Raw genomic sequence first — 25,255 nt, 5'->3', positions numbered from 1 at the left:
CTTCGCAGCGTACTCAAGGTCGGAAAAGCTCGATTGCATGCTCAGTCTCGGAGGCCATGGGCTGACAGAATTATCTCAAACGCATCGATCGCACGGGGCGACGGTGTCCGAATAAATCAGCGTCTCCCTAGGTTTTGACTCGCGAGATGGCGGCCAGGACCGTGGCGCGGGAAGCGCCTGGATTGGCGGGAGTCACTGCACTCGCGACACCCCGCAACAGGATTCCTTCGTATCGATTCAATTTCCGCGGCGCTGACGAGTCGTCCGTCCTGACTTCGCAGCCGTCCTGCAGTGAAAGGAGCATCACGAGATCGGCGGCGGGTATGGCGCTCACGCCGTCGAGTACCTTCAGCGTTCCTGCGGCAAATCCCCTGCGGATCATGAGGTTGAGGAAACGTGCCGGATTGCTTCCAATGACTGCACTCAAGGGCCATTCGCCGTCGTACTGAATGATCTCCAGCGGACCGGCCCTCAACTGACGTTCTTCGCCGTCGGTCAGCAATATGCTCCTGCCTTCGAGAAGCAAGGACGATCTTTCAATGCCCTTGAACGTCGAGAAGGGCCCGCTTTCCGAGATGTCGGCGAGACTCAGGCGGTAATCCCACTGATCAGGATTCTGGCTGAACGAACCGGAGGCGATGACCCGAGTCGTGCCCCGACCATTGCGCCAGGGCCCGGTCGGGAGCGTCGCCAACTCGAACCGAAGAACGTTTGCCGTATCCACGATGCACCTGTTCTTCAGTTCCCTGCTCAGGAAACGGCGCCCAGGCCGTACTTTCCGACCAGCAGCGCGCCGCTGGCGAATCGCTCGAAGGAGTAGGGCACGAGCGAAACGTCGGTCGGCTTTCCAAGCGCGGATTGCGCGAGAATCTTGCCGACTGCGGGCGACAACTTGAAGCCGTGTCCGGAGAAGCCGAAGCCAACGAAGAGGCCCTCGATGCCCGGCAGAGGTCCGATGACCGGATTCCAGTCGGGGGTCACGTCGTAGACACCGGTCCACGAAGAGGCCAGCCCGGCGGTCTCGAAGCTCGGGAAGCGCTCCGCGACCTGGGCGCCGACATCCAGGATGTAGTCGAGGGGGATGTCGCCCTGGGTCGTATCCGGCGCGTTCAGTGCATCACCGACAACGCCTTCGCTGACCAGCATCTGGTTTCCGCCGTAGCTGCGGCAGTACAGCATCCCCGGGGAGCCGAGATCCTTGAAGACCGGCATCGAATACGTATAGGGCTTGGGGCCTTCGAGAGACAGCACCGCATGACGCTCGGGCTTCAGCGGAATGCTGACGCCGGTCCATCCCTGAATTTCGGATGCCCAGATGTTTTGCGTGCTGATGACGGTATTGCTCAGAAAGGTTCCGGCGTCGGTTTCCACTCCCGTGACTTTGCCGCCTTCAATGAGCAAGCGGATCACGTTGATGTTTTCGCGCACCGTGACGCCACGTCGCCGCGCCGCCTTGATGAAGCTCGTCGTCGTCATGTAGGCGTCGGCGAAACCCGCCTCCGGCTCGAAGCCGGTCAGCGCGGCATCGCTGAATTGGGCGATCGGCAGGATTTCCTGAGCTTCCTTCTGATCGACGAGCCGCACCTCGATCCCGAGCGAGCGCTGGTGTTCGATTGATTCGCGCAATGGAGAAAGCCGGTCGCCTTCGGGGGCGGTGATCATGTAGCCGCATTTGACCAGACCGCAGGATGCTTCGTCGTCGCCAAGGTATTCGGCGAAATTGGTGAACACCGACCAGGACTTCAGCGCGAGATCAATATTTTCCGGCACCGAATAATGCGTGCGCAGAATTCCGGACGACTGGGAAGTCGTTCCGTTTCCGATCATGCCCCGGTCCAGCACGAGCACACTTGACGCGCCGAGGGCCGCCAGGTGATAGGCGGTGGACGCTCCGATAACCCCGGCACCGATTACGATCGCATCGAATGATTGCATCATGATTCCTCCAAAGACGTGATTCGAGTATATGGAGGGGGTCGGGGAGCCTCTTTTCCATAAGGAAACGTGATTGTTAGCAAAAGAAGCGGTTCAGGACGAACGGCCTTGTTGCGCGTTCTCGCGTAGAGTGGAATTCGTGCAGCGCCAGCAACGAGGAAAGCGCTGTAAGCGATATCACCTCGAATTCACGACAGCAGACCCGTATTGGAGAATCACGGTGAAAGGGTATTGGATCATTCTCGGAACGGACGTCACGGACCAGGCGGCGCAGCAGGAATACGGTCGGCTCTGGGCGCCGATAGGCGAAAAATATGGCGCCACGGTCAGGGTCCTGGACCCCGAGGTGTTGGTGGAGTCCCGGTCCAGCCGCCGGGTCCTTGCCGTCGAGTTTCCAAGCTACGAACAGGCGAAAGCCTGCTACAAGGACCCGGCCTACACGCACGCGAAGGAATTTGCCCTTCGCGCTTCGCAACGCGAGCTGATCATCATCGAAGGCGACCTGGCCTAGCAGCGTCACAGCTCGGCTACGCCCGTGCTGCAGGGCAACGATCCGAGCGACATCGGTCGCCCGGATTAGGCGTGGCCGGAGCGCGTCACCGCAGGTGCAGGAAGGAGCGCCGGATTCCGTGTGTAGCTGCGGGCCCGGCACGGTCGGCCTGACCCTTTCCCTGCTTCGGTGAGTGCCGGTAGCGCGGTGGCGGACGGGTCAGTCCGCGACCGCGGCAATCACACAGACTTCGATGAGCTTTCCCGGGGACGCGAGGCGGGCTTCCACCGTCGCCCGGGCGGGCGCGTGGCCGTCCGGCACCCACTGATCCCAGACCTCGTTCATGGTCTGGAAGTGGCGCATGTCGGTGATGAAGATCTGAGCAGACAGGATGTTCTCCTTGCGGCTGCCATTGGCGTTCAGAACATTCTCGACCTTGCCCAGCACTTCCCGAGTCTGGTCGGCAAAGGGCGCATCCGCCTTGTCGGGCACTTGGCCCGCCAGATACAGCACGTTCTGGAAGCGGACGACGTTGGACATGCGGTGGTTGCCGCCGATGCGGGTGATCTCGGACATGATGCAGGACTCCTAGGTTGAAGGGGCAGGTTGGCCGTCTCGAATCAGCGTTCGATCCCGGCGCGGTACTTCTGGTAGTTGATGGCCGTGACGACGGCGAGCCGCCGGATGGGCTCGGGCGGGAGCCAGGTCGGACGCTCGAAGCCCAGGGCGTCGGCGAGCTGCGGCGACTGCGCATCGCAAGCCATCTCGCCGAGCAACTTGCCGAACATGGTCCCTTTGATCATCCCGGCCCCATTGCAGCCGAGTGAGATGTAGAGCCCGTCCTCGACGCGGCCAAAGTAGACGGCACCGTTCCGCGTGAGCGCGGTCACGCCGCCCCAGACGTGCTCGAAGTCGAAGGCGCGCATGTTCGGAAAGCGCCTGCGATAGCAGTCTTGGAGCAGGGAGCGCACTCGGGCGATGCTCTGTTCGGACTCGTAGGAGTAGGCGCTGCGCACCATGAAGCGTCCGGAGCCGGTACGGCGCAAGGTGGAGCCGAGACGATTGGCGGGGATGACACCCCATTCCGGCCCGACCCCGAGCTTGGCCAGTTCCTCGGCCGGAAGTTCGGGCGTCAGGGCGGCGTACGTGTAGATCGTGAATACGCGATCGCGCGCGAAGCCCAGCTTGCTGGCGAAGCCGTTGTTCGCGATGACCACCCGGTCGGCAGAGAGCGTCCGGGAACGCGTCCGGATACGAAAGGGTTTGCGCCTCGAGAGCGACTGGACAGGCTCGTTCTCCCACAGCGTGACATTCGTGGGGAGGTTGTCGGCGAGGCCGCGGACGAGGGCGGCCGGCTGAACGAAGATGTTGGTGTCGGAGTGGTAGCCGTAGCGGTAGTAGCGCGTGCCGAGGGCGGACTGCAGCTCATCCTGGTCGAGCTCCCTGTAAGGCACGCCCCATTCGCGGTAATGACTCAGGGCCTCTTGAAGCCGCCTTTCGCCGTCTGCTGTCGCGGCGGCGTGGTACTTGCCGGCCGGATTCCAGCCGCAATCGATGGCATATCTGTCGACGAGCGACTTGAGCCAGTCGGTGCCCTCGTTGTAGAGCCTGATCTGTTTGCGCGCGATTTCGACGGGGCTGCCGTGGCCGGACATGCCCGTGTTGTGGGGCAGGTTGATCAGGAAGCCCGAGTTGCGCCCGGATGAGCCTTCACCGATGGTGCTGGAGTCGATGACCAGCACTCGAGCGTTGGGCTCGAGCTCGGCGATACGCCGGGCGGCCGCGAGGCCGGTCACTCCGGCGCCGATCACGACGGCCTCGAAGTGCTTCTCGTGGGGCGCCCGGGTCCGCGGCTGCCTTGGCGGCAACAGCGCATTCCACCCGGACGAGGCCTGATAGCTGGGGTATGTGGCACGTTCCGTCATCTCTTCTATCTCTCGGTTCGCAGTCGCCTGGCTCTGCATCAGCAGAAGGACTGCGATCGATTCTAGGGAGCGGACGCGCGGGAGCGACTACGTTAAGAAGCGCTGATGGAAACGATAAGACGTGTGGCGGAGGGTGCCATTCCGTGCAGCGGGCAGACCGAAAGCTGCGCACGCTCGACGAGCTTCGGATGGACTCGAATCACTCAACGCTGTACTTCTGCAAACGTGTCGGCGGCACATGGAGCGCTTGGTCTTTCGCAAAAGTAGCCAGCAGATGATCAACGGTGACGCGGACGCGTGGTGCCATCAGTGCACGATGTGGGTACTGGATCACCATTTCATAGCTACCGGGATCATGTACATCCAGCAAAAGCACTTTGAGCTTGCCCGTCCTGAGATAGGGCCACGCATGGTGCACGCCAACCTGGGTAACTCCCAGTCCCAAGCTCGCGGCCTGGGCCAACGCTTCGGGAGCAGAAAAAGTTAGCGTCACCGGGTCCAGGTCTAGCGTAGAAATGCTGCCATCCGCCGTTCTGAAATTCCACGGTGAAACCCGGCCTCCGAGAAACCGCCTTGAAATCAGACGATGCTGGAGCAGATCCCGAGGCGAGCGGGGAATGCCTGCACGAGAGAGATAGTCGGGAGATGCCACAAGCACCAGGTTGAGGCGGCAGACCGGTCGAGACACCAAAGCCGAATCTGATATATGTCCGCCACGGATGGCCAGGTCATAGCCATCACGAACCAGATCGACGACCCTATCGTCGAAATCCACTTCTACCGATAGACCAGGATGTTGGGCCTGCAGTGCAGGCAAGGCGGGTATCAGTTGATCGCGTCCAAATGCCGCGCTGGTCGAAATTCGAACATGCCCGCTGGCCTCGCCCCGTTGATACGCCAGCGCATCTCCAGCCGATTCCAGTGCTTCCAGTGCCACCCGCGCCTGCCTTAGAAAGACGCTTCCTTCATCGGTAAGACTGATTGTTCGTGTCGTGCGGTTCATCAGCCGCACGCCAAGGGCCTGTTCCAGACCGGCGACATTCTTGCTGACGGCCGCCGAACTGATTCCCAGGACTCGGCCCGCCGCCGCGAAACCGCCTGCGTCCGCAGCCTGAACAAAAGACAGGATGGCGCGCACCCGTTGTGACAATTCCATGCCCAATGCCTCCTACAAAACACGGACACATGGACGCCGAGGTGCGTGCCATATGCAGAGTTACTAATAACTCAAGGTTGATAAACATTCAACCACATGCCGTCTTTTGGTTGTTAATGGCCAATAGCAGAATTCGCCCTGTACAAACAAATTGGGAGTGCAGGGCTGCCATGACCATCACCGCCTACTTCATTTATTCCAGCATCGGCTTCCCGAAAGACTCGCGGCCTTAAGCGAGCGACTACAGGAGATCCGCACCATGCAACGTGTCATCGTTCAAGCGCTCGGAGGCCCCGAGCAGCTGCTTCTCGAATCCGGCCCCGAAGTCCGGCAACCTGTAGCAGGCGAAGTACTGGTAGATGTGGAAGCAGCGGGCGTCAATTTCCTGGACATCAATTTGCGCAAGGGCGCTGGCGTCCACGCAATGCCAGCCCCCTTCACCCCCGGTCTTGAAGGCGTCGGGCGGATTCGTGCAGTCGGGGTGGGTGTTTCGCTCATCGTCGGGCAGCGCGTGGCCTGGATCAACGTGCGAGGCTCCTATGCGACTCAGCTCGTGATGAAGGCCGACCTCGTCGTGCCGGTGCCGGACTCGCTGGCCATTTCGCAGGTGCTGCTGTTTCAGGCCATGACTGCCCAGTACCTTGCCACCGAATACGGCCCCATCGAGCCGGGTGACCACGTACTGGTGCACGCGGCGGCGGGCGGCGTTGGACAACTGTTGGTGCAGTGGCTCAAGCATCTGGGGGCCTGGGTGGTGGGCACGACCTCCAGTGAGGAGAAAGCCGAGGTGGCACGTGCAGCCGGCGCGGATGTGGTCATCAACTATGGCCGTGACTACCGTTTCCTTGACGAACTGATGCGCCTCACCCATGGTCGGGGCGTTGATCTGGCCTTCGATTCGGTGGGAGCGGCAACCTTCGCCAACACTGTGAAAGGGCTTGCCCGGGGAGGTATGGCCGTCTGCTGTGGCGTCTCTTCCGGCCCCGCCCCGGCGATCAGCCCGGCCGAATTGACCACTCGCTGTACCCGCATCGCTGCCGGCTCGCTCTTCAGCTACATCGTCGAGCCGGGTGAGTTCCAACTGCGTGCAGCGAGCGTCATCGAAGGCATCGAAGCCGGCTGGCTGCGCATGCCCGAAGCCACGGCTTACCCGATGGCGAGCGCCGCGGATGCCCATCGCGCGATTGAAAGCCGCCTGACTCACGGCAAGCTCTACCTTGTGCCCTGAGTAGAGCTGTCCTGACTAATCGGGCCGATTCATTTGCGGAGCGAAGCATGTTTTCATCTCCGAATCGAGGAGTGGCGGAGCATCTTGTCTCGATGCTCCACCGAATTCCGTTTCGACTTAGCCGATCTATGTCAGGAGGGTGGTCGAACGAGTGAAGGTCAAGCACGAACGGGCCTAGCCGGCCTCTCTTCGCGAGGGAGCGACTACGTTAAGTAGCGCTGATGGAAACGATAAGACGTGTGGTGGAGGGCGCCGGAGTGTTACCTGCCCCGATCGTAGAGTCGATCCGGGCAGGCAGAGGCAGGATGTCAGGAATAACTCGCAACCGGTTCGCCCAATACGTCCAGGCGCGGGACGATGCCCAGGCCCGGGGTATTCGGTGCGACGACGCGGCCCTCGATGACGTCGAAGGCACCGTCCGCGGTCTTCAGGGAAACCATGTCCCGGCTTTCCAGGATGCACCGGAGGTAGCGTTCAGGAACCGTCTGGCCGAGGTGCGCGATCGCAGCGAACGCGATGTCGGAGCCCGTCGTCTCCTGGACGCTGACCGTAAGTCCCGCCGCCACGCAGATGTCGCGATGGCGCCGGCCGTGCGTCAGCCCGCCATTCTTCGAGATCTTGAGACCGATACCTTCCGCCGCGTCATCGGAGATCAGCTGCGCGATGGATGCGTCGTTGGTCGCAAGCTCATCGAAAATGATCGGCACGTCGGTCCTGCGGCGCAGCGACACGCATTCACGCCAGGTCGCGCAAGGCGCTTCCAGCACGAAGTCGAGACCCGGCGGCAGCAGCCGCAGCATCCGAAGCGCGGTTTCGACCGTCAGGCCGCCGTTCGCGTCGACGATGAAGTATTCGCCCGGTCTCTTGTCCGCCAACGAGGCCGCGATCCGCTCGGCATCGACCGCCGGTTCCCCGCCGACCTTCACCGAGTGGCCGATGTATCCCATGGCCCGGTGCTCGGCGACGCGCCGGCGCATATCGTCGGGGTCGCCCATGTAGATCGAGGAAATCACCGGCATCCTGACGTCGGTCCGGCCTCCGAGCAGATCGCAAACCGGCAGTCCGACCGATTTGCCGAACACGTCCCAGCAGGCGACATCGAGGGCCGTCTTCGCATGCTCGTGACCGAGCAGTGCGCCGTCCATGACATCATTGATCCGATCGACACGCCTCGGGTCCTTGCCCAGCAGCGCCGGGGCGATCTCGGCGATGCCGGACCGAACGCCCAGTGCATGGGACGCAATGTAGTTGGAGCCGAACGGCGTGCTTTCACCCCATCCTTCAATTCCATTCTGTGTGGTGATCCGGACGATGGTCGCATCGAAACTTCGATACTCCCGCCCGCCGGACAGCACATAGACGCCTCCCGAATAGGGAAGGTCGACCTGGAATACGTCGATTTTCTCGATTCTCAACTCGGACATCTTCAGCGTTCCTATTCGGGGATGACGAGCACCAGCTTTCCGCCGATGCTCTTGGATAGAAAGTCCTGCTGTGCCTCGACGATTCGCTCGAGCGGGTAGGTCTTTCCGACGTTGGGCCGAATCTCGCCACGTTCGATGTAGGAGACGAGATTCGTGAAGATCATGTCGTCCTGGAACGTGCAGCCGAAAAAGCTCAGATCCTTCAGGTACAAGGTCCGGACGTCGAGTTCGACGATCGGGCCGGCGATGGCGCCTGCTACCGCATATCGCCCGCCGCGTTTCAACACGTCCAGCAATCCCGCGAAAGCCGGCCCGGCGACGACATCGATCACGACATCGACGGACTCCTTCCCGAGGTGTCCGACGACACTCTCGTCGCGGCCGATCACACGTTCCGCGCCCAGTGCGCGCATCTCGTCGGCTTTGCTTTTCGAGGCAACGGCCGTCACGCTTGCCCCGCGGCGCTTGGCCAACTGAACGGCGGCAGATCCGACCCCGCCTGAAGCGCCGGTGATCAGCACGTGTTCTCCGGCCTTGACCCCGGCGCGATGGAGCATCCCCTCCGCGGTCGAGTAGGCGCAGGGAATCGACGCCAGTTCGACGTCGCTCCAATCGCATTCGACCTTGTAGGTCTCCCGCGAAGGCGCTTTCGTATATTGGGCAAAGGCGCCGTCACACTCGGACCCGAACGTCCAACAATCCCACGGCCGATAATCGACGTAGGAGCGAAGCATGTTGCGGACGATGACGCGCTCTCCGATCCGTTCCGGAGACACGCCGTCGCCGACGGCAACGATGTACCCGCAGCAATCCGCGCCCTGGATGCGGGGAAAGGACATCGGCACCCCGGACCAGCTGGCGTCATCATCCTGTGACGATTCAAAGCCGGTCGTCGCGCCGGCCCCCGTGCCGCTCTTCACGCCTTTCGAGTACCAGCCGATCCGGGTATTGATATCGGTGTTATTGACGCCGGCCGCGGCGACGCGAATAAGGACTTCGCCCGGCGCCGGCTTGGGAACCGGGATATCGTCGCGAAACTCGAGCTTCTCCAGACCGCCATGTCCGAGGAGAAGGACGCCGGACATGGTGGCGGGAACTTTGGTGCGGGAACCCGAAGACGCTTCCCGCACCTCGATTGCGTGTGACATGACAAAAATGCTCCGTCGTTTCGAGCGGGGGAATCCCCCGCTCGCATGCCTTATTTACTGTGCGAGCCAAACCGCGAACTTCTGGTTGAGATCGTCGCCACGATCCGCCCAGAAAACCGGATCGACGTCGAGCGCACCGGACTGGTTTTCAGGTGCGGTCGGCAGATACGGCCGGACCTTGGCATCGACAAGCGGCAACGCAGATTCACGCAGTGGACCAAGCGCGATCGTGGAAGCGAACGTGGCGAGGAGTTCCGGGTTCGTCGAATAGCGCAGGAAGTCCTTGGCGGCCTTCAGATTCTTTGTTCCTTTGACGATCCCGTAGCCCGTGACGTTCTTCAGCTGGCCATCCCAGATGAAGCCGAACGGCTTCTTGTCGGAAATCATCGCGTTGTAGATCCGGTTGTTATACGCGCTGGTCATGACGACTTCGCCGTCGGCCAGGAGTTGCGGCGGTTGTGCGCCAGCCTCCCACCACACGATCGAGGACTTGATGGTATCGAGCTTCTTGAAGGCACGATCCAGTCCGGCCGGAGTGCCCAGGACCTGATACACCTGATTCGGCGGCACGCCATCGGCCATCAGCGCCCACTCGAGCGCACTTTCCGGCGATTTTTTGAGCGCCCGCTTGCCGGGGTATTTCTTCAGGTCGAAGAAATCGGCGATCTTCGACGGCGGGGCACCTTTGACTTTATCCTTGTTGTAGGTAATGAGAGTTGAATAGGCGAGCGTGCCTGCGAGGCAGTTGCTCAAGCCGCCCGGCAGGTAGTCCTTGTCGGCAGCACGTCCGTCCTTTGCGGAAGCGAGGTCCGCGGGAGCGATCTTTTCCAGCAAGCCTTCGTCGCATGCGCGATTCGCGTCAGGCAGGAGCAGATCGACCACATCCCAGGTGACGTTGTTCGTCTCCACCTGGCTCCTGATCTGCGCCACGCCGCCGTTGTAGGTGTCGACCTTCACTTTGACGCCGGATTTCGTCGCAAACGGCTTGACGGTCGTCGATTCCTGCGCGGCCTGGTAGGACCCGCCCCAGGTGACAAAGGTCAATTCACTGGCGGCATTTACCGTGGTGGCACATCCTGCCAGGGCGATGGCCCCGAGAATACGCGCGTTATTCATATGTCTTCTCCTTTGTGTGTAAAACGACTTTTGTGTTTGAAACGACTTTTGTGATTGGAACGGCAAAAAGGAATGTCCCCATGGGTCAAAGAGCCCGATAAGCTGCATGACGACATGTTCATGGCTGCAGCCCTCGGCTTTGCGGAAAGTGCTCCGCCGACCCCGCTTGAAAGAGGATTCAGAGGTCGATGACGAGATTCGACTTCGGGTAGCTGCAACATAGAAGGCGCAATCCCTTGTCGACTTCGCGTTGCCGGATTCCGCCTTTGTGCTGCATGTCGACCGTTCCATCGAGAACGGTGGCCTTGCAGGTCCCGCAGAGGCCCTGCGCGCATGAGGATGCAACGGCCACACCGGCCTTCTTCGCTGCGGCGAGTACCGTTTGGCCGCTATCGATCGTGAAGGTCTTGCCCGAGCGGGCCAATCGCACGGTGTATGACCCAGCAGGCGTGCCAGAACCGAGCGCTTCCGGCTGCGAACGCATTTCGCTGCCGTCCTCGATGTTGAAACTCTCCTGATGGTAGCGGGATGGATCGTGTCCGCCCTTGGACAACAGGTCCTTCACCGCCTGCATATAGCCAGCAGGGCCGCACACGAAGACCTCGCGATCCCGGAAGTCCGGAACCTCCCGCTCCAGGAGATCCAGCCCCAGTCTTCCGACCGAACCGCTCCAGCCGACTTCATCGCCGACGTCTTCGCACACGTGGATGACGCGCAACCGACTGGCTTGATCCACCAGCGTCGTCAGCTCCTTGCGGAAAATGATGTCGGCCGGGGTACGGGCGCTGTGAATGAAAACGACATCGCGGTTCAGGCCGAGATCGATTCCGGCGCGCGTCATCGACATCAGCGGCGTCACACCCGAGCCCGCCGACAGGTAAAGCGATTTTTCAGCCGGATGCGAGGAGGGTGTGAAAACGCCGGCAGGGCCGTGTGCGTTGATGACGAAGCCGGGCCGCAAGTTGGCATGCAGCCAATTTGACACCACGCCACCCGGCACGCGCTTGACGGTGATCGAAAGCGTGTAGGGCCGCGTCGGCGGCGAAGAAATCGTGTAGCAGCGCGAGTGTGCCTGTCCTTCGATTTCGACTGAAATCGTAATGAACTGGCCAGGCTCGAACCGGAACGGCAAATTGTCGTCCTGGCTGAACACGAAGGTCTTGACGTCGTGAGTCTCGTCAGCGACGCGACAGCAGATCAGACGTTTCTGCAGCCCGCCCGACCACTCGATGCCAGCCTGCTCCCAGGTGCTGGATCTCGTCATCGGGTCGGCAACGCCCGCTCCGATGACGAGGGGGGAAATATCCGCGAGCGAATTCATGGCCGTCGAGCTCAAATGCCGTGAGCAGCAAGCCGCGCCGAATACCACTGCGCGAAGCCATCGATATAGCTTTCCGTGAAGGGCGAATAGGGTCCCGGTGTGTAGCCGGGATCCTGGGTGCCGCGGTGGCTGATGGATACCAGATTCGCGTCCTGCGCGTTGGTCGCCAGCCACACTTCCGTCAGGTCCGACAGCTTGTAATCGACGCCCTCGACCGCATCCGCGTGAACCAGCCACTTGGTGCGCACCAGCGTCTTGTCCGGGGCCAGCGGAATGATGTAGGAGACCACGGCGTGGTCGCTCATCACGTGGGTCCAGGAGTTATGCGTCCACAGGTGCGTATCGCCAAGGTCGCGGCGGCGACTGTCGCCGAGCAGGCGAGTGCACGCGACCTTGGTGTCCATCGTCTGCGATTCCCCGTGCCCGGCAATGACCAGGCGCTGGGTGCGGAAGTTCGTCATGACGTCCGGACTCAGGTGCTCGAAGGCGTCACAGATCAGACCGTCCTGCTCCCAGCTCGCGACGGCCGCCGCGGTCCGGCTGTAGTAGTCATCGAGTGCCCGCTGCGACTCCTCGCTCAGTCCATCCGGACAGAAACCGAAATCCTCCGGGAGGAAGGAGGCGGTCAGTTCAGGATGGGTGCCACCGCAGTGATAGCACTCGCGGTTGTTTTCAATCACGAGCTTCCAGTTGCCGTTCTCGATGATCTCGGATTCGTGCGCGATCTTCGTATTCTGCAGATGGTAGGGAGCGAAACGCGGGCTCATCGTCTCTTCCAGGACCGCGATATCCTGAGGTGCCTCGTCCGACAGGCAGACGAAGATCAGGGCGCCGATAACGCGCAGCTGCACCGGCCGAAGGCTCTTGCAGCTGTGGTTGAAATCCGGCCCCATGTGGGTCGTGTGCCGCAGACTGCCATCGAAGTCATACGTCCACTGATGATAGGGGCACACCAGCATGCCGACCGTCGATTTGCCCGCCTCCTTGAGACGTGCGCCGCGATGGCGGCAGACGTTCCGGAATGCCCGGATGTTGTCGTCGTCGTCACGGACGACAAGAATCGACGCTTTGCCGAGATCGACGGTCGACACGTCGCCCGGTTCGGGAACATCGGCGGTGACGCCGACGAGAATCCAGTGTTTATTAAAAAACACGTCGACGTCGGTTTCAAAAACATCCTGACGACCGAACAATTCACCGGCCATGCTGCGGCCGGGCTGACGGCCGCGGATCAATTCGCTGTGTGTCTTCTCTGGGGTCGAAGGCATCATGTCTTCCTCGTAATTATTTGATCTGCTGGAATTGCAGTGGGGATCAAGCCCGCAAATCCAGTATCAAATGGAGGAAAACACGCGTCAATGCGCTTTATTTTCGAAGTGACATTACTGCAGGTAATGCGATGAAGGAGGGTGCGGTTGGTGCTTAAAACGCTCCGTCGCGCAGCCATTCGATCAGCGTCAGCACCTTCGCCGTCAGCTCCTTTCCGTGCGGGACAACGACAAAGTAGGACTCATTGACCTTGACTGAGGTGTCGGTCAAACGAACCAGTTTTCCGGAAGCAAGATGGTCGTGCAGAAGTCGTCGCCATCCCAGGGCGACCCCTTGGCCATGAACTGCAGCCTGGACCGCATCCGTGTAAAGACTGCAACGCAAGGCGTAATTCAATTTCGGGGGTCGCAGGCCGGCGGCGCGGAACCATCCGTCCCATCCCAACCATCCCTCCGACGTCGGGTCGTATTCGATCAGCGCCGCCTCCGCCAGGTCGGCGAGCGATCCCAATCCGGAATTCGCTTCCCTCCACTCGGGCGAACAGACGGGAAAGACCTCTTCATCGAAGAGGAGTATCGAGGTTCCGTCGCGCCATTTTCCATTCCCGTATCGAACGGCCAGGTCCACGTCGTTGAGTCGTAGATCGGCGGTAAACATTTGCGTCGTCAGCCTCAGCTTGATCTCGGGGTGCTCTTGCCTGAGCGCAGACAGCTTCGGCAGCACGCGGAATTGGGAAAAGGCCGCCGTGGTCGCGAGAACCAGTTCTCCCTCCGCGATTCCACTGGACAAGCGATCGAACGCTCCGGCGATCCGCTGCATCGCGTCGGCAACCGCGGCGTAAAGGGTTTCGCCTTCCCCGGTCAACTTGATCGAACGGTATAGCCTCTGGAACAGTTGTACACCGAGGGACTCTTCGAGAGCCTTCACCTGCCGACTCACCGCCGCTTGAGTCACGCCGAGTTCGTGAGCCGCCAGCGTGAAACTTCCGAGGCGGGCGACCGCTTCGAACTCGACGAGCGCGGTCAGGGACGGAATGATCCGCCGGTAGCCTTTCGGCCCTTCACTGGAGGCTTTCATCGCCAATCCCTTAGTCCGGAAGCTTCGGCCAGTGTCCTTCACACCGGACAATTCACGCAACCGGTTCGGTTACCGTTGATGGCCTTTCCGCGATTGGCTGGAAAATTGAAAGAGGAAAGGTGCCTCACGTGAGCGGACGCAGAGTCGGCGATGGAGGAGAGCGCCCCTCGAGTGCTGGTGTGGCACCTTTCCACAAAGGGATATCGGGCCGGACAAGTCAGCCGTGGGCGTTCCAGGTTGCCGCATGTTGCCTCGCCGTGTGCCGCACACTGCCGTAGGTCGCCTCGCAGCGTGCCGCCAGCAGCGCCAGCTCGGCCGAGGAGGCTCGTGCGACCGGATCCTTGAACTCGGGCAACATGTTCGGTGCGAAGACCTCTCGACGTCCGCGCGCGGCACGCTGTACCGGCTCGCACGTCCGCTCGCTGCTCGGCGGAACACCGACGACAGCGCGGTAACACTTCGAGAAATGTGCCGTCGACACGAAGCCGCAGGCGGTCGCCACCTCGATGATCTTCATCGATGTCTGCCGCAGCAGCTCACGCGCGCGGTGGATCCGGATCGTCTGGTAATAGCGCCACGGCGAGCAATCGAGGTACTTGAGGAAGAGACGCTCGACCTGGCGGCGCGAGAGCTTCGTGATGGCTGCCAGCTCTTCGAGCTCGAGCGGCTCCTCGATGTTGGCCTGCATCAGCGCGACAATTTCGAGCAGCTTCGGCTGCGACGTGCCGAATACGTGCCGCAGCGGTATCCGCTGCTGCTCCTGCTCGCTGCGGATGCGGTCGCACATGACCATTTCCGAAATGGCCGCCATGAGCTCGGGTCCGTGCTGCTCTCCGATCAAGTGGAGCATCATGTCCACCGGGGCTGTTCCGCCCGATGCCGTAAGTCGCTTTGCCTCGATCGTGAATAGCCGGCTCGTCACGAGAACCTTCGGAAAGGCCTCCTGCAATCCTGAGATGCAGGCCCAGTGGATGCTTGCACGATACCCGTCGAGGAGCCCGGCCTGGGCCAGTGCCCAGGTTCCGGTGCACACGCCTCCGACCATGCATCCACGTCGTGCCATCGCCTGCAGGTACCTCAGATGCGACTTGCGGATCGCCTGCTGGGGCGCGACGCCGCCGCAGACGATCACGATGTCGAGATCCTGTGCGTCGTCCATCGAGGCGTCCAGCAGCATTCGCTGACCGTCACTCGCCCGAACCGACCCGCCTGTCTCACTGAACGTGAACCACTGGTAGTACTCCTGGCCGCTCAACTGATTGGCCATGCGCAAGGGCTCGATCGCCGCCGAATGCGCAATCAGCGTGAAATTGTCGAGCAGCAGAAAACCGATCCGGGTGGGGCGCGCCGTGTGACCATTCTCCCCCGTGCGGGCCTGGCTCGCCCTCGTCGTCGCTTTCGTCCTCACTTTCGTGGGTTCCAGCTTCATTACTCCTCCTCCGCTAACTCCTGCCACAGCGTGTCCATGCAAAAGTCGGCAATCTCGTGTCTTCCCCCGCCCTGAATCAGATGGGGCGCCAGCGCCTATGACCGGCGCCCCATGCCGATGTCAGTACCACATGTCGGGCATGGAATCCTTCTTGCGGGCGACGAAGTCGCTGAGCGCATCGCTCACCGCGGCGTCGAGCGCAGGAGCCTCGTATTGCGCCAGCACGGCCTTCCAGCGCTCGTTCGCCCGCGTCGCGCAGTCCTTGCTGCCCGTTTCAACCCAGGTCTGGAAAGGCTCGTTGTCGTTGATCGTCGAGTCGAAATAGGCGTTTTCGCAGTTGCGCAGCGTGTGCTCGCTACCGAGGAAATGGTGGCCCGGGCCGACCTCGCTGATGGCATCGAAGGCAAGCGTGTTGTCATCGACAGTGATGCCCGCGAGGTACGAATGCATCGCGCCGCAGAAATCGGCGTCCATCATGAATTTCTCGTAACTCATCGACAGCAGGCCGTCCAGGAAACCCGCGGAGTGCAGGACGAAGTTCGTGCCGCAGTGAATCGCCGAGAGCATCGACATGACGCTTTCCCGCATTGCCTGGGCATCCGGGAGCTTGGAGTTGGAGAACGAGCCGGCGCAGCGCAGCGGCAGTCGCAGGCGGCGCGCGAGCTGCCCGATGACGAGAGATCCGACGGCCGGCTCCGGCGTGCCGAAGGTCGGTGCCCCCGAACGCAGCGACATCGAGGCGAGGAAGTTGCCGAACACCACCGGCGCACCGGGGCGTTCGACCTGTGTGAGCGCGCACCCGACCATCGTCTCGGCAAGCGCCTGGGCGATCGCACCAGCACTCGTCACGGGCGCCATCGCACCACCTTGGATGAAGGGGACGATCACCGAGCCCTGGTTGGCGCGGGCGTAGGTGCGGATCACCTTGGTTGCCGAACCGTCCCATACCAGCGGCGAATTGACGTTCACGTTGCCCATGATCACGCAGTTGCCGTCGACAAAGTCCGCGCCGAACACGATGCGCGCCATGTCGATGCAGTCCTGTGCACGCTCGGGAGCCGTCACCGACCCTAGGAAAGCCTTGTCGGAAAACCGGATGTGGGCGTCGACCATGTCGAGGTGGCGCTTGTTGACGGGCAGGTCGACCGGTTCGCACACCGTGCCGCCCGAGTGATGCAGCCAGGGGCTGGCGTAGGCGAGGCGCACGAAGTTGCGGAAGTCCTCGATCGAGCCGTAGCGGCGCCCCTTGTCGAGATCCATCACGAAGGGCGAGCCATAAGACGGCGCAAACACCACGTTCTTGCCGCCGATCCGCACCGAGCGGGCGGGATTGCGTGCGTGTTGGGTGAATTCACTCGGTGCGGTGCGCAGGATCGTGCGCAGCATGCCGGGCTCGAAGCGCAGCCGCGTGCCCTCGACCTGGGCCCCCGCGCGGCGGAACAGCGCCACCGCTTCTTCATCGTCGCGCAACTCGATGCCGACCTCGGCCAGGATGCGGTCGGCGGTCGCCTCGATGCGCTGCAGGCTCTCCTCGTCGAGTGCATCGAGCGGAGCAAGGCGCCGAGTGATATAAGCCGGGCCGGAGGCCGTCGCTGCTCGCTCGGAACGCTTCCGCCGCTGGGCACGAGCCGGAGACATATGGGGGTCATTCATGATATTCGTCCAGATGTGGGTGAATCGGCTCTCGGAGGAGAGTACGGCGCCATCGTATGAGCCTGTATAGTGCGTGTGAAGACCACGAAACCTGATGCGAGGCATGCGCACACGTTATGGCAGAAGATCTCTCCACGCCGCAGCTTCACGCGCTGCTGGTGTTCAAGATGGCGGCCCGCCACGGCAGCTTCACGCGGGCAGCGGCAGCACTCGGTATCAGCCAGCCGGCCGTGAGCCGCACGGTGTGCTGGTTTGAGGACACTCTGGGCATGCCGCTGTTCGACCGGTTGCACAGGGGGGTGCGCCTCAATGAAGCCGGACGCTACCTGTACGAACAGATCAGTCTGGGCTTGACCCTGATCGACCAGGCGATGGGCGAAGTGCGGAAATTCAGCGAGTCGGATCAGGTCACGCTGGCCGTCTCGACGGCCACGGCGACGTGGTGGCTGATGCCGCGAGTGGCCCGGTTCAAGCAGGCCAATCCGCAGATCGAAATTCGCTGCATCACCACCGATACCGACCCCGACCTCGACGCCGATGGCATCGATCTGGCCATCACGCTCGGTCGCGGTGAGTGGTCACGCTATACGCGCTGGCGGATCTTCGATGAGGAGGTGTTCCCCGTGTGCAGCCCGGAGTACGCCCGGGAACTCGGCGAGAATCCGACACCCCAGTCGCTGTGCTCCGCGACGCTGCTGCATCTCGAACAGCGTTACCGGTCGCGTATCGACTGGGCCGACTGGCTCGCCAAGTTCGGTGTCAGCTTGCCCCGCAGTACCCGGCAGTTTCGCTTTACCGACTACTCGATCGTGCTGCATGCCGCGCTCGAGGGGCAGGGCGTCGCACTCGGGTGGCGACACCTTGTGGGGTCTTTGCTGCAACAGGGCCGTCTGGTTCGCCCTCTGAAAGAGCACGTAGTGACCGATTACCCGATTTACATCATCGCCTCGCGCACCCGCCACATGCGGCCCTCCGCAGTGGCGCTCCGCGACTGGCTGCTGGAGGAATCGAGCAGCGACCGGTCTGGCTGAGACTGCCGGGAGGCATCGCGGACCGGCCGCCTGATCGTCGGATGCACCGGTCGCGACACTGAATCCTCATCCCCAAGCGGTCTCCATGAGACCGGAAGGGACGGGAAGGTCGAGCTGTCGGCAGGCGGCTTCAAGCGTATTCAGCAAGAGGCAGGCGATGGTCATCGGCCCGACGCCGCCCGGCACCGGCGTGATGGAGCCCGCAACCTGCACCGCGCTGTCGAAGTCCACATCCCCGACGAGCCGCCCCTTGCCGTCGGGTGTCTCGATGCGGTTGATGCCGACGTCGATCACCGTTGCGCCGGGTTTGATCCAGTCACCCGGTACCATCCTGGGCCGTCCGACCGCGGCGACGAGGATGTCTGCGCGCCGGCATTCGTCCGCGAGGTCGCGCGTCTTCGAATGCGCGATGGTCACCGTGCAGTGCTCGCGCAGCAGCAGCGACGCCATGGGTTTGCCGACGATGTTCGAGCGCCCCAGAACGACCGCCCGCAGGCCGGCGAGCTCGCCCAGCCGATGCTTGAGCAGCATCAGGCAGCCGAGCGGCGTGCACGGGACGAGTGCGTCGCCTCCGGTGGCAAGCGCACCGGCATTGACCGGGTGGAAACCGTCGATGTCCTTGTCGGGACGAATCGCATTGATGACGCGATCGGTATCGACCTGAGGCGGCAGAGGCAGTTGCACGAGAATGCCGTGGACCGCCGGATCCGCGTTGAGGCGCGCGATCAGCTCGAGCAGATTCTCCTGGGGCACGTTATGCGGCAGCCGGTACTCGAACGAGGCCATCGAGGCCCCGCGGGCCTGATGTGCCTTGTTGCGGACATATACCTGGCTCGCCGGGTCTTCGCCCACGAGGATGACAGCCAGGCCCGGGGTGACAAGATGCTCTTCGCGCAGCCGTACGACTTGACGCCCGATTTCGGCACGCAGGCGCTCGGCGAATAGCTTCCCGTCGATGATCTCCGCCCTGGTCATCGAAACACCACCGTCTTGTTCCCGTCCAGGAAGACGCGGTGTTCGATGTGGTAGCGCACGGCCCGAGCCAGCGCCATGCATTCGGTGTCACGCCCCACCGCAACCAGGTGTTCCGGTTGATAGCTGTGGTCCACGCGCTCGACGGCCTGCTCGATGATGGGGCCCTCGTCGAGGTCGGCGGTCACGTAGTGGGCGGTCGCGCCGATCAGCTTGACGCCGCGGTCGTGGGCCTGATGATAGGGCTTGGCCCCCTTGAAGCCGGGCAGGAAGGAGTGGTGGATGTTGATCGCGCGCCCCGAGAGCTTGCGGCACAGATCCTCGGACAGCACCTGCATGTAGCGCGCCAGTACCACGAGGTCCGCGCCGGTCTGGGTGACGATTTCCATCAGGCGCGCCTCCTGGTAGGCCTTGGTCTCGGGCAGGACCTGAAGGTGATGGAAGGGGACGCCGTGCCACTCGGCGATGTGCCGCAGGTCGGGGTGGTTCGAGACGATCGCCGGGACGTCCATCTTGAGCTCGCCGGTGCGCTTGCGATACAGCAGGTCGTCGAGGCAGTGGTCGAACTTCGATACCATCAACAGCACCTTCGGGCGCACCAGGGTGTCGTGCATTTCCCATTGCAGATCTTCCTCGGCGCGGGGAATTTCTTCTCCGAAGACGCGTTTGAGCTCGTCGAAGGAGGGCGTGCGGCCCGGCGTCGTCGAGAACACGACGCGCACGAAGAAGCGCCCGCTCAGGACGTCGTCGAATTGCGCCATTTCCATGATGTAGCAGCGGCGCTCGGCCAGAAAGGTCGAAATGCGTGCGACCGTACCGATCGCGGCCTTGCAGGTCGCCTTGAGTATGTAAGTGTTCTTGCCTTCCGCCATTACCGACATCGCGTTCTCCTGATTCACCGTTTTATGTGCGCCGCTGTAAAGGCGGCGTGGCGCAGCCCATCCGCGTCACTGCCTTCGCCGGCACTCGGCGAAGCGATCGGTCCGCTGCTGCATGGCCAAATCTAAACTTCCGCAGGTTCGTCGCTCGTCTGATAGCGACGACCGCACGCCGGTGCGCGACGTCCTGTTCTTTATGATGAAGCCCGGTGATGATGGGAGAGTGGAGGGGCGGTATTGGAGGTGCGAGGACTGTCGAGCTTCGACGTCATCGACATCGGTATCAACATGCCGACCGATACCTATATCGAGGAACTTGAGCGCCTGACACGCTGAAGGAAAAGGATCTGCGTGACGACTACATCATGGTGGAGGGAGGGGGGAGCTGAACGAGGAAGGTTCGGGACGCACAACTGCCTTCGAGCGGCTGACGACCACGGCCTTCTCCCTTCGGTGGGTGCGGTAATAACCTGCGTGAGATTTGCGTGACTTCATGGAGCCGCATGCTGCCGACACCATCCATCTGCGACGGGCGCGTGGTGTGGACGAGCAATAAAAACAGCCACTTGGAAGTGACAACTGAGGTGCAGTTCCAGTCACGCAACGCTGACGGTGCGCCAGGAAGCGATTGCGGCGCCAACGGCAAAGCGTTCTGTACGGTCTAGCTCGTTGAGTACTTTCACAGCATATGCAACATCCGAGCGGATCCCGTTCGCATTCCATAAATCTCGTAGGATCCGTGGCCTGACCGAGCCGTCTACTCGGGTGTTGGTGTGAAGTTGCGACGTGCTCCGGTCGATGCAGGGATACAACGGTGCGTCGATCACAGGGGAGAAGGATCACCTGGTGGCGTCGCTCGCATCGCAGGGCTGGAACGCGGCGCCGGTCGTGTGCGACGCGAGGATCCGTTCACGCGCGAGTTCATGCGGATCCGCCAGCGCCAAGGTCGCAGGTGTCGTCGTGGTGGGGATGGCTGCCGGATGTTGTGTCACGCTCAGGATCAACTGCCGCGCCTGCTCGTGAGGCTCCAGCGGGCGGCCGGGATCGGCCAGCGCGCCGTGGGCGGAAAGGACGAGGGCGATGCCGGACAATGCCAGGATCGATTTCATGATGAGTCTCCTGTTGGGGGTGAAGTCGGCGGACGATGCCGTTGGCGCTTGGCCGGAAATACGCGTCATCCATTCATCGCATGCGACAAAAAGGCCTGGTGCAGCCAGCGTGGCGTCGCCCACGTGAGGATCACGAGGGCCTTGTTCGCCCAGCCCGGCACGACGCTGATGCGTCCGGCCTGCAAGGCGCGGATGCCGGCACGCACCACGGGAGACGGCTGCATCATCAAGCCCTTTAGTGCGGGGGTAAGCGTCATCTGCGCCGCGGCCGCGAAGCCGGTGTCCGACACGCCCGGGCACAGGGCCGTCACCGTGACGCCATCGCGCTTGAGCTCGTGATGAAGCGCTTCAGCCAGACGCAACACGTAGGCCTTGGCGGCGGCATAGACGGCGAAGTTCTGCACACCCTGGTAGGCCAGCAGGCTCGCCACCAGCAGGATCTTCCCGCGTCCTCGCGCCCGCATGTCTTGCGCAAAGACGTGGGTGACCGCGGTCAGGCTCGCGACATCCAGCTGCACCATCGCCAGGGTCGCGTCCAGCGGGCTATCCGCGAACGGGCCCTGCAGTCCGTGACCGGCGTTGTTGATCAGGATGTCGATCGCAATGCCCCGCTCCCGGAGGCGCCGATGCAGTTCGGTGATCGCCGCAATATCCGAGAGATCGGCCGGCTCCACCACGACCTCGATGCGGTACTGCCTGCGTAGTGCTTCGGCGAGGGCTTGGAGCCGGTCCAGCCGGCGCGCCACCAGGACCAGAGGATGGCCTTGCTCGGCATATTGGCGGGCGAACTCCTCGCCGAAGCCGCTCGATGCCCCAGTGATGAGCACCCATGAATTGTTCGTTTTGGCCATTTTGCTTACCTGCGGTCAGTAGTGGAAAGCTTGCTGTAGAGGCGGTCGTCGCTTGCATGGGGTGCATCCCAGCCCCCGCCCAAGGCCCGGAAGGAGGCAATGGCGGCGCGCGCCGCCTCTGTTTGCGCCTGTGCCTTCGCGTCGCGCGCCTGCAACAGCTTGTCGTCGGCATCGAGCACCTCGATCAGGCTGACGACGCCACCCTGGTAGGCGGCCAGCGAGTTCTCGCGCGCACGGGCGAACGAGGATTCACCCCGTGTCAGGGTGCCGACCTGGGCCTCGCGTTTGACGAGGGCGGAGAAGGCGTTCTCGACATCCTCGGCCGCCCGCAACACGGCCAGGCGCCAGGCCGCCAGGGCTTCGGCCTCCTGGCCGCGCACGGCGGCGATCTGCGCGTCGACGCGGCCGAAGTCGAACAGGCGCCAGCGAAGTCCGAGGACGCCCTGGGCCTGGCTGGCGGCGCCGGTGAAGAGGTTGCCGCTCGCTATCGCGGTGGCGCTGCCCACCAGGGCGGCAAGCGAGAACTTGGGGTAGTACTCCGACACCGCCACGCCGATGCGCGCATTGGCCGCAGCAAGGCGCCGCTCGGCGACGATGAGATCCGGCCGGCGCCGGATCATCTCGGCCGGGGTGCCGGTTTCGGCCAGACCCGGGGCCAACGGGACCGGCGTGACCGTGGCGAGCTCCCTGCGATAGGTTCCCGGCTGCACGCCGAGCAGCACGTCCAGCGCATTCATCGCCGAATCGAGGCCGGCTTCCAGGACGGGGATCTGCGCCTCGGCCTGGGTGAGCGAACCCTCGGCCTGATTCAGCTGGAGCGCGGCGGCGACCCCCTTCTCGTACTGGAGCCTGACCATCGCGAGCAACTGGCGGCGAGTCTCTACCTGCCGTCTGGCGATCGCGATGCGTGCCTGCAAGCCGCGGATCGTCACGTACACATCCGCCGTCTGCGCGGCTACGGCCAAGCGTGTCACCACCGCGCCGGCTTCGGAGGCCTCGTACGCGGCGCGTGCCGCCTCCTGCCCGCGCCGCAGGCCGCCGAACACGTCGATCTCCCAGCTCGCACCGACGTTGGCCTCGTAGGCGCTGCCGCTGCGGTCGAACCCCGGTGCGGCGTTCAGCGCTTGCCCCAGCGGGGTCCCGACGGACTGGTAGGCTCTCGCAGCGTTTACACTCAGGTTGGCGGCCGGAAGCAGTGCCGCATCGGCGTAGCGTAAGGACGCGCGCGACTGGGCGACACGAGCCGCCGCTTGCGCGATGTCCAGGTTTTGTTCAAGGGCCAGGGAGACGAAGTGCGTGAGCAGGGGATCATTGAAGGCAGCCCACCAGGCCCGAAGGTCCGCCTTGTCTTGAACCTGGCGGTGATCGATAGCTTCCTGTCCGAGGAAGGCGGACGACAGCGCGATCTCGGGCTGCCGGTATTCGGGGCCGACGGCGCAGCCCGTCAACGCGCCGATACTCAGGACAAGGGCGAGGGAGCGGGGGTAGGCGAGCATGAGAGTCCTTCGGGGAGTTGAACCGTTGTAGTGACTAAACGAAATATTAGTCACTCTAGTGTGACTGTCAACCAAAATAGTCACTAGTTGCCAAGATGGAGCATGCGAGGTATTGTTTTCCCATGAATGAAATCCAATCTTCCTCACCCCAGTCGCGGGGCCCTGCCGACCACAGCGTTCGAGACCAGATCGTGGAGGCGGCCGGCGAGCATTTCAGCCACTACGGCTACGAGAAAACCACCGTCTCCGACCTGGCCAAGGCGATCGGCTTTTCCAAGGCCTATATCTACAAGTTCTTCGATTCGAAGCAGGCCATCGGCGAGGCGATCTGCGCCCAGTGCCTGAGCAAGATCATCGCGGCGGCCGATGAGGCGGTGGCCGGCGCCATAACGCCGACTGAAAAATTCCGCCAATTATTCAAGGTGCTGGTTGCAACCAGCGTGAACTTGGTCTTCAATGATCGCAAGCTGCACGACATCGCCGCGCATGGCGCCGGCGAGAAATGGCCGTCTGTCCGCGCCTACGCCGAACACATTCGGCAGATCCTGACGGAGATCGTCCGCGAGGGGCGGGAGAGCGGCGAGTTCGAGCGCAAGACGCCGCTCGACGAGACGGTGCTGGCGATCGATCTCGTCATGCAGCCCTACGTGAATCCGCTCCTGCTCCAGTACAACCTCGACCTCGTCGAGGAGGCACCGGCGCGGCTTTCGAACCTGGTGCTGCGGAGCCTGGCACCGTAGAGAGTCGCATAATGTTGGCAGTGACTATTGACAAAAATAGTCACTAGACGGAGTATGGAGGCATTCGTTTTCACGGAGGTCGCCATGCTTCAGCGCCGCAGTCTTCCCTTCTTCACCGTCGTCGGTCTGTTGCCCTTGGCTCTGGCAGCGTGCAGCGACGCCACTTCTTCATCCGATCCGCGGACTGAGACGCCCCTCGTGCGGGTTGGGGCGGTTGCCGCAGCCGCGCAGGCCGAGCGTTCATTCACCGGCATCATTGCGGCCCGGGTGCAGAGCGACCTGGGTTTCCGCGTTCCTGGCAAGATTCTGGAACGCCTCGTCGATACCGGGCAGGCGGTCAAGCGCGGCCAGCCGCTGATGCGCATGGATCCCACCGACTTGCGGCTCGCCACGCGCGCTGTTGAGGAGGCCGTGGCCGCCGCCACGTCGCGCGCACGCCAGACCGCGGATGACGAGGCGAGATACCGCGATCTGGTCTCGGCGGGTGCGGTCTCGGCCTCTGCCTACGACAAGATCAAGGCCGCCGCAGAGTCGGCGCGGGCGGAGCTCAAAGCAGCCCAGGCCCAGGCCGACGTTGCGCGCAACGAAACCGGCTACACGGTCCTGGTCGCCGACGCGGACGGCGTGGTGGTGGAGACCCTGGCGGAGCCGGGGCAGGTGGTTGGCGCCGGGCAGGTGGTCGTCCGTGTGGCGCATGCCGGGCGCCGCGAAGCGGTCATCGAGCTTCCCGAAACCCTGCGCCCGGCGGTCGGATCGGCGGGGCGCGCGACCTTGTATGGCAGCGGGCTCACCGGCGCCGCAAAACTGCGCCAGCTGTCGGATGCCGCCAACCCGCAGACGCGGACCTTCGAGGCGCGCTATGTGCTCGAGGGCCGCTTGGCGGATGCACCGCTGGGCTCGACCATTTCCATCCACCTCCCGTCCGACCGCGGCATCGCGGCGCTGCAGGTACCGATCGGCGCAATCTTCGATCCGGGCAAAGGGCCCGGCGTCTGGCGGGTCGAAGG

General features: G+C 62.9%; 23 protein-coding genes. 5 read left to right on the top strand and 18 right to left on the bottom strand.

Annotation, left to right across the window (positions count from 1 at the left end; genetic code table 11):
• Nucleotides 1-127 precede the first annotated feature (127 nt).
• Both GPA22_RS20680 and GPA22_RS20675 read right to left on the bottom strand, forming a co-directional pair.
• Nucleotides 128-724 carry a HutD family protein gene (locus tag GPA22_RS20680; RefSeq protein ID WP_169257957.1) on the bottom strand — a complete coding sequence of 199 codons (597 nt, stop codon included), beginning with the start codon at nt 722-724 and terminating at the stop codon, nt 128-130.
• Between the two features lie 26 nt (nt 725-750).
• On the bottom strand, nt 751-1,938 hold the full coding sequence (locus tag GPA22_RS20675) for an NAD(P)/FAD-dependent oxidoreductase (protein WP_246264577.1): 1,188 nt from the start codon (nt 1,936-1,938) through the stop codon (nt 751-753).
• 70 nt (nt 1,939-2,008) lie between these two features.
• On the opposite strand from GPA22_RS20675, the gene GPA22_RS20670 reads away from it, so the two are divergent.
• Nucleotides 2,009-2,446, top strand: a complete 438-nt coding sequence (locus tag GPA22_RS20670; RefSeq protein WP_211169268.1) for a DUF1330 domain-containing protein — start codon at nt 2,009-2,011, stop codon at nt 2,444-2,446.
• 198 nt (nt 2,447-2,644) lie between these two features.
• Here GPA22_RS20670 and GPA22_RS20665 read toward each other — a convergent pair whose 3' ends face one another.
• From GPA22_RS20665 to GPA22_RS20655, 3 genes are all read right to left on the bottom strand, one after another.
• Nucleotides 2,645-3,001 (bottom strand): RidA family protein, encoded by a 357-nt coding sequence (locus GPA22_RS20665; RefSeq protein WP_169257956.1) that lies wholly within the window; start codon nt 2,999-3,001, stop codon nt 2,645-2,647.
• A gap of 44 nt (nt 3,002-3,045) precedes the next feature.
• Nucleotides 3,046-4,293, bottom strand: coding sequence for an NAD(P)/FAD-dependent oxidoreductase (locus tag GPA22_RS20660; RefSeq protein WP_211169267.1), 1,248 nt, complete (start codon nt 4,291-4,293; stop codon nt 3,046-3,048).
• A gap of 256 nt (nt 4,294-4,549) precedes the next feature.
• Complete coding sequence (locus GPA22_RS20655; protein WP_169257954.1) at nt 4,550-5,506, bottom strand: LysR family transcriptional regulator; 957 nt, start codon at nt 5,504-5,506, stop codon at nt 4,550-4,552.
• 259 nt (nt 5,507-5,765) lie between these two features.
• Between GPA22_RS20655 and GPA22_RS20650 the strand changes: the two genes are divergently transcribed.
• Complete coding sequence (locus tag GPA22_RS20650; RefSeq protein ID WP_169257953.1) at nt 5,766-6,734, top strand: quinone oxidoreductase family protein; 969 nt, start codon at nt 5,766-5,768, stop codon at nt 6,732-6,734.
• Nucleotides 6,735-7,042: 308 nt separating this feature from the next.
• Here GPA22_RS20650 and GPA22_RS20645 read toward each other — a convergent pair whose 3' ends face one another.
• The 8 genes from GPA22_RS20645 to GPA22_RS20610 form a co-directional block, all read right to left on the bottom strand.
• Nucleotides 7,043-8,089, bottom strand: coding sequence for a mandelate racemase/muconate lactonizing enzyme family protein (locus GPA22_RS20645; protein WP_211169266.1), 1,047 nt, complete (start codon nt 8,087-8,089; stop codon nt 7,043-7,045).
• A gap of 80 nt (nt 8,090-8,169) precedes the next feature.
• Nucleotides 8,170-9,306, bottom strand: a complete 1,137-nt coding sequence (locus tag GPA22_RS20640) for an alcohol dehydrogenase family protein (protein ID WP_211169265.1) — start codon at nt 9,304-9,306, stop codon at nt 8,170-8,172.
• A gap of 54 nt (nt 9,307-9,360) precedes the next feature.
• Nucleotides 9,361-10,422, bottom strand: a complete 1,062-nt coding sequence (locus tag GPA22_RS20635) for an ABC transporter substrate-binding protein (RefSeq protein ID WP_169257951.1) — start codon at nt 10,420-10,422, stop codon at nt 9,361-9,363.
• 178 nt (nt 10,423-10,600) lie between these two features.
• A complete protein-coding gene (locus GPA22_RS20630) occupies nt 10,601-11,743 on the bottom strand; it encodes an FAD-binding oxidoreductase (protein WP_211169264.1) in 1,143 nt (380 codons plus the stop codon).
• 11 nt (nt 11,744-11,754) lie between these two features.
• A complete protein-coding gene (locus tag GPA22_RS20625) occupies nt 11,755-13,014 on the bottom strand; it encodes an aromatic ring-hydroxylating oxygenase subunit alpha (protein WP_211169263.1) in 1,260 nt (419 codons plus the stop codon).
• A 151-nt stretch (nt 13,015-13,165) separates the two neighbouring features.
• The gene (locus GPA22_RS20620) at nt 13,166-14,089 is read right to left on the bottom strand and encodes a LysR substrate-binding domain-containing protein (RefSeq protein ID WP_169257950.1); all 924 of its coding nucleotides are present in this window, start codon (nt 14,087-14,089) and stop codon (nt 13,166-13,168) included.
• A gap of 217 nt (nt 14,090-14,306) precedes the next feature.
• On the bottom strand, nt 14,307-15,518 hold the full coding sequence (gene gbdR, locus GPA22_RS20615; RefSeq protein WP_169257949.1) for a choline metabolism transcriptional regulator GbdR: 1,212 nt from the start codon (nt 15,516-15,518) through the stop codon (nt 14,307-14,309).
• A gap of 120 nt (nt 15,519-15,638) precedes the next feature.
• A complete protein-coding gene (locus tag GPA22_RS20610; protein WP_169257948.1) occupies nt 15,639-17,171 on the bottom strand; it encodes a trimethylamine methyltransferase family protein in 1,533 nt (510 codons plus the stop codon).
• 116 nt (nt 17,172-17,287) lie between these two features.
• Here GPA22_RS20610 and GPA22_RS20605 point away from each other — a divergent pair, with 116 nt between their 5' ends.
• Nucleotides 17,288-18,202 (top strand): LysR substrate-binding domain-containing protein, encoded by a 915-nt coding sequence (locus tag GPA22_RS20605; protein ID WP_169257947.1) that lies wholly within the window; start codon nt 17,288-17,290, stop codon nt 18,200-18,202.
• 66 nt (nt 18,203-18,268) lie between these two features.
• Here the strand turns inward: GPA22_RS20605 and folD are convergent, their stop codons facing one another.
• From folD to GPA22_RS20575, 5 genes are all read right to left on the bottom strand, one after another.
• A complete protein-coding gene (folD, locus tag GPA22_RS20600; RefSeq protein WP_169257946.1) occupies nt 18,269-19,177 on the bottom strand; it encodes a bifunctional methylenetetrahydrofolate dehydrogenase/methenyltetrahydrofolate cyclohydrolase FolD in 909 nt (302 codons plus the stop codon).
• Nucleotides 19,174-20,055 carry a formyltetrahydrofolate deformylase gene (purU, locus tag GPA22_RS20595; protein ID WP_169257945.1) on the bottom strand — a complete coding sequence of 294 codons (882 nt, stop codon included), beginning with the start codon at nt 20,053-20,055 and terminating at the stop codon, nt 19,174-19,176. Before purU ends, folD begins: the two co-directional genes overlap by 4 nt.
• Before the next feature lie 836 nt (nt 20,056-20,891).
• Nucleotides 20,892-21,161 carry a hypothetical protein gene (locus GPA22_RS20585; protein WP_211169262.1) on the bottom strand — a complete coding sequence of 90 codons (270 nt, stop codon included), beginning with the start codon at nt 21,159-21,161 and terminating at the stop codon, nt 20,892-20,894.
• Nucleotides 21,162-21,226: 65 nt separating this feature from the next.
• Nucleotides 21,227-22,012: an SDR family NAD(P)-dependent oxidoreductase gene (locus GPA22_RS20580; protein ID WP_169257944.1), complete on the bottom strand. Its 786-nt coding sequence runs from the start codon at nt 22,010-22,012 to the stop codon at nt 21,227-21,229.
• A gap of 5 nt (nt 22,013-22,017) precedes the next feature.
• On the bottom strand, nt 22,018-23,508 hold the full coding sequence (locus GPA22_RS20575) for an efflux transporter outer membrane subunit (protein ID WP_169257943.1): 1,491 nt from the start codon (nt 23,506-23,508) through the stop codon (nt 22,018-22,020).
• 122 nt (nt 23,509-23,630) lie between these two features.
• Here GPA22_RS20575 and GPA22_RS20570 point away from each other — a divergent pair, with 122 nt between their 5' ends.
• Both GPA22_RS20570 and GPA22_RS20565 read left to right on the top strand, forming a co-directional pair.
• Nucleotides 23,631-24,248, top strand: coding sequence for a TetR/AcrR family transcriptional regulator (locus tag GPA22_RS20570; RefSeq protein ID WP_169257942.1), 618 nt, complete (start codon nt 23,631-23,633; stop codon nt 24,246-24,248).
• Nucleotides 24,249-24,332: 84 nt separating this feature from the next.
• On the top strand, nt 24,333-25,255 hold a 923-nt coding region (locus tag GPA22_RS20565; RefSeq protein WP_169257941.1), incomplete at its 3' end, for an efflux RND transporter periplasmic adaptor subunit.

Source organism: Aromatoleum toluvorans, assembly GCF_012910905.1.
GTDB lineage: Bacteria > Pseudomonadota > Gammaproteobacteria > Burkholderiales > Rhodocyclaceae > Aromatoleum > Aromatoleum toluvorans.
The sequence above is the reverse complement of the archived record's forward strand: the minus strand, read 5'-3'. Positions and strand labels throughout refer to the sequence as shown.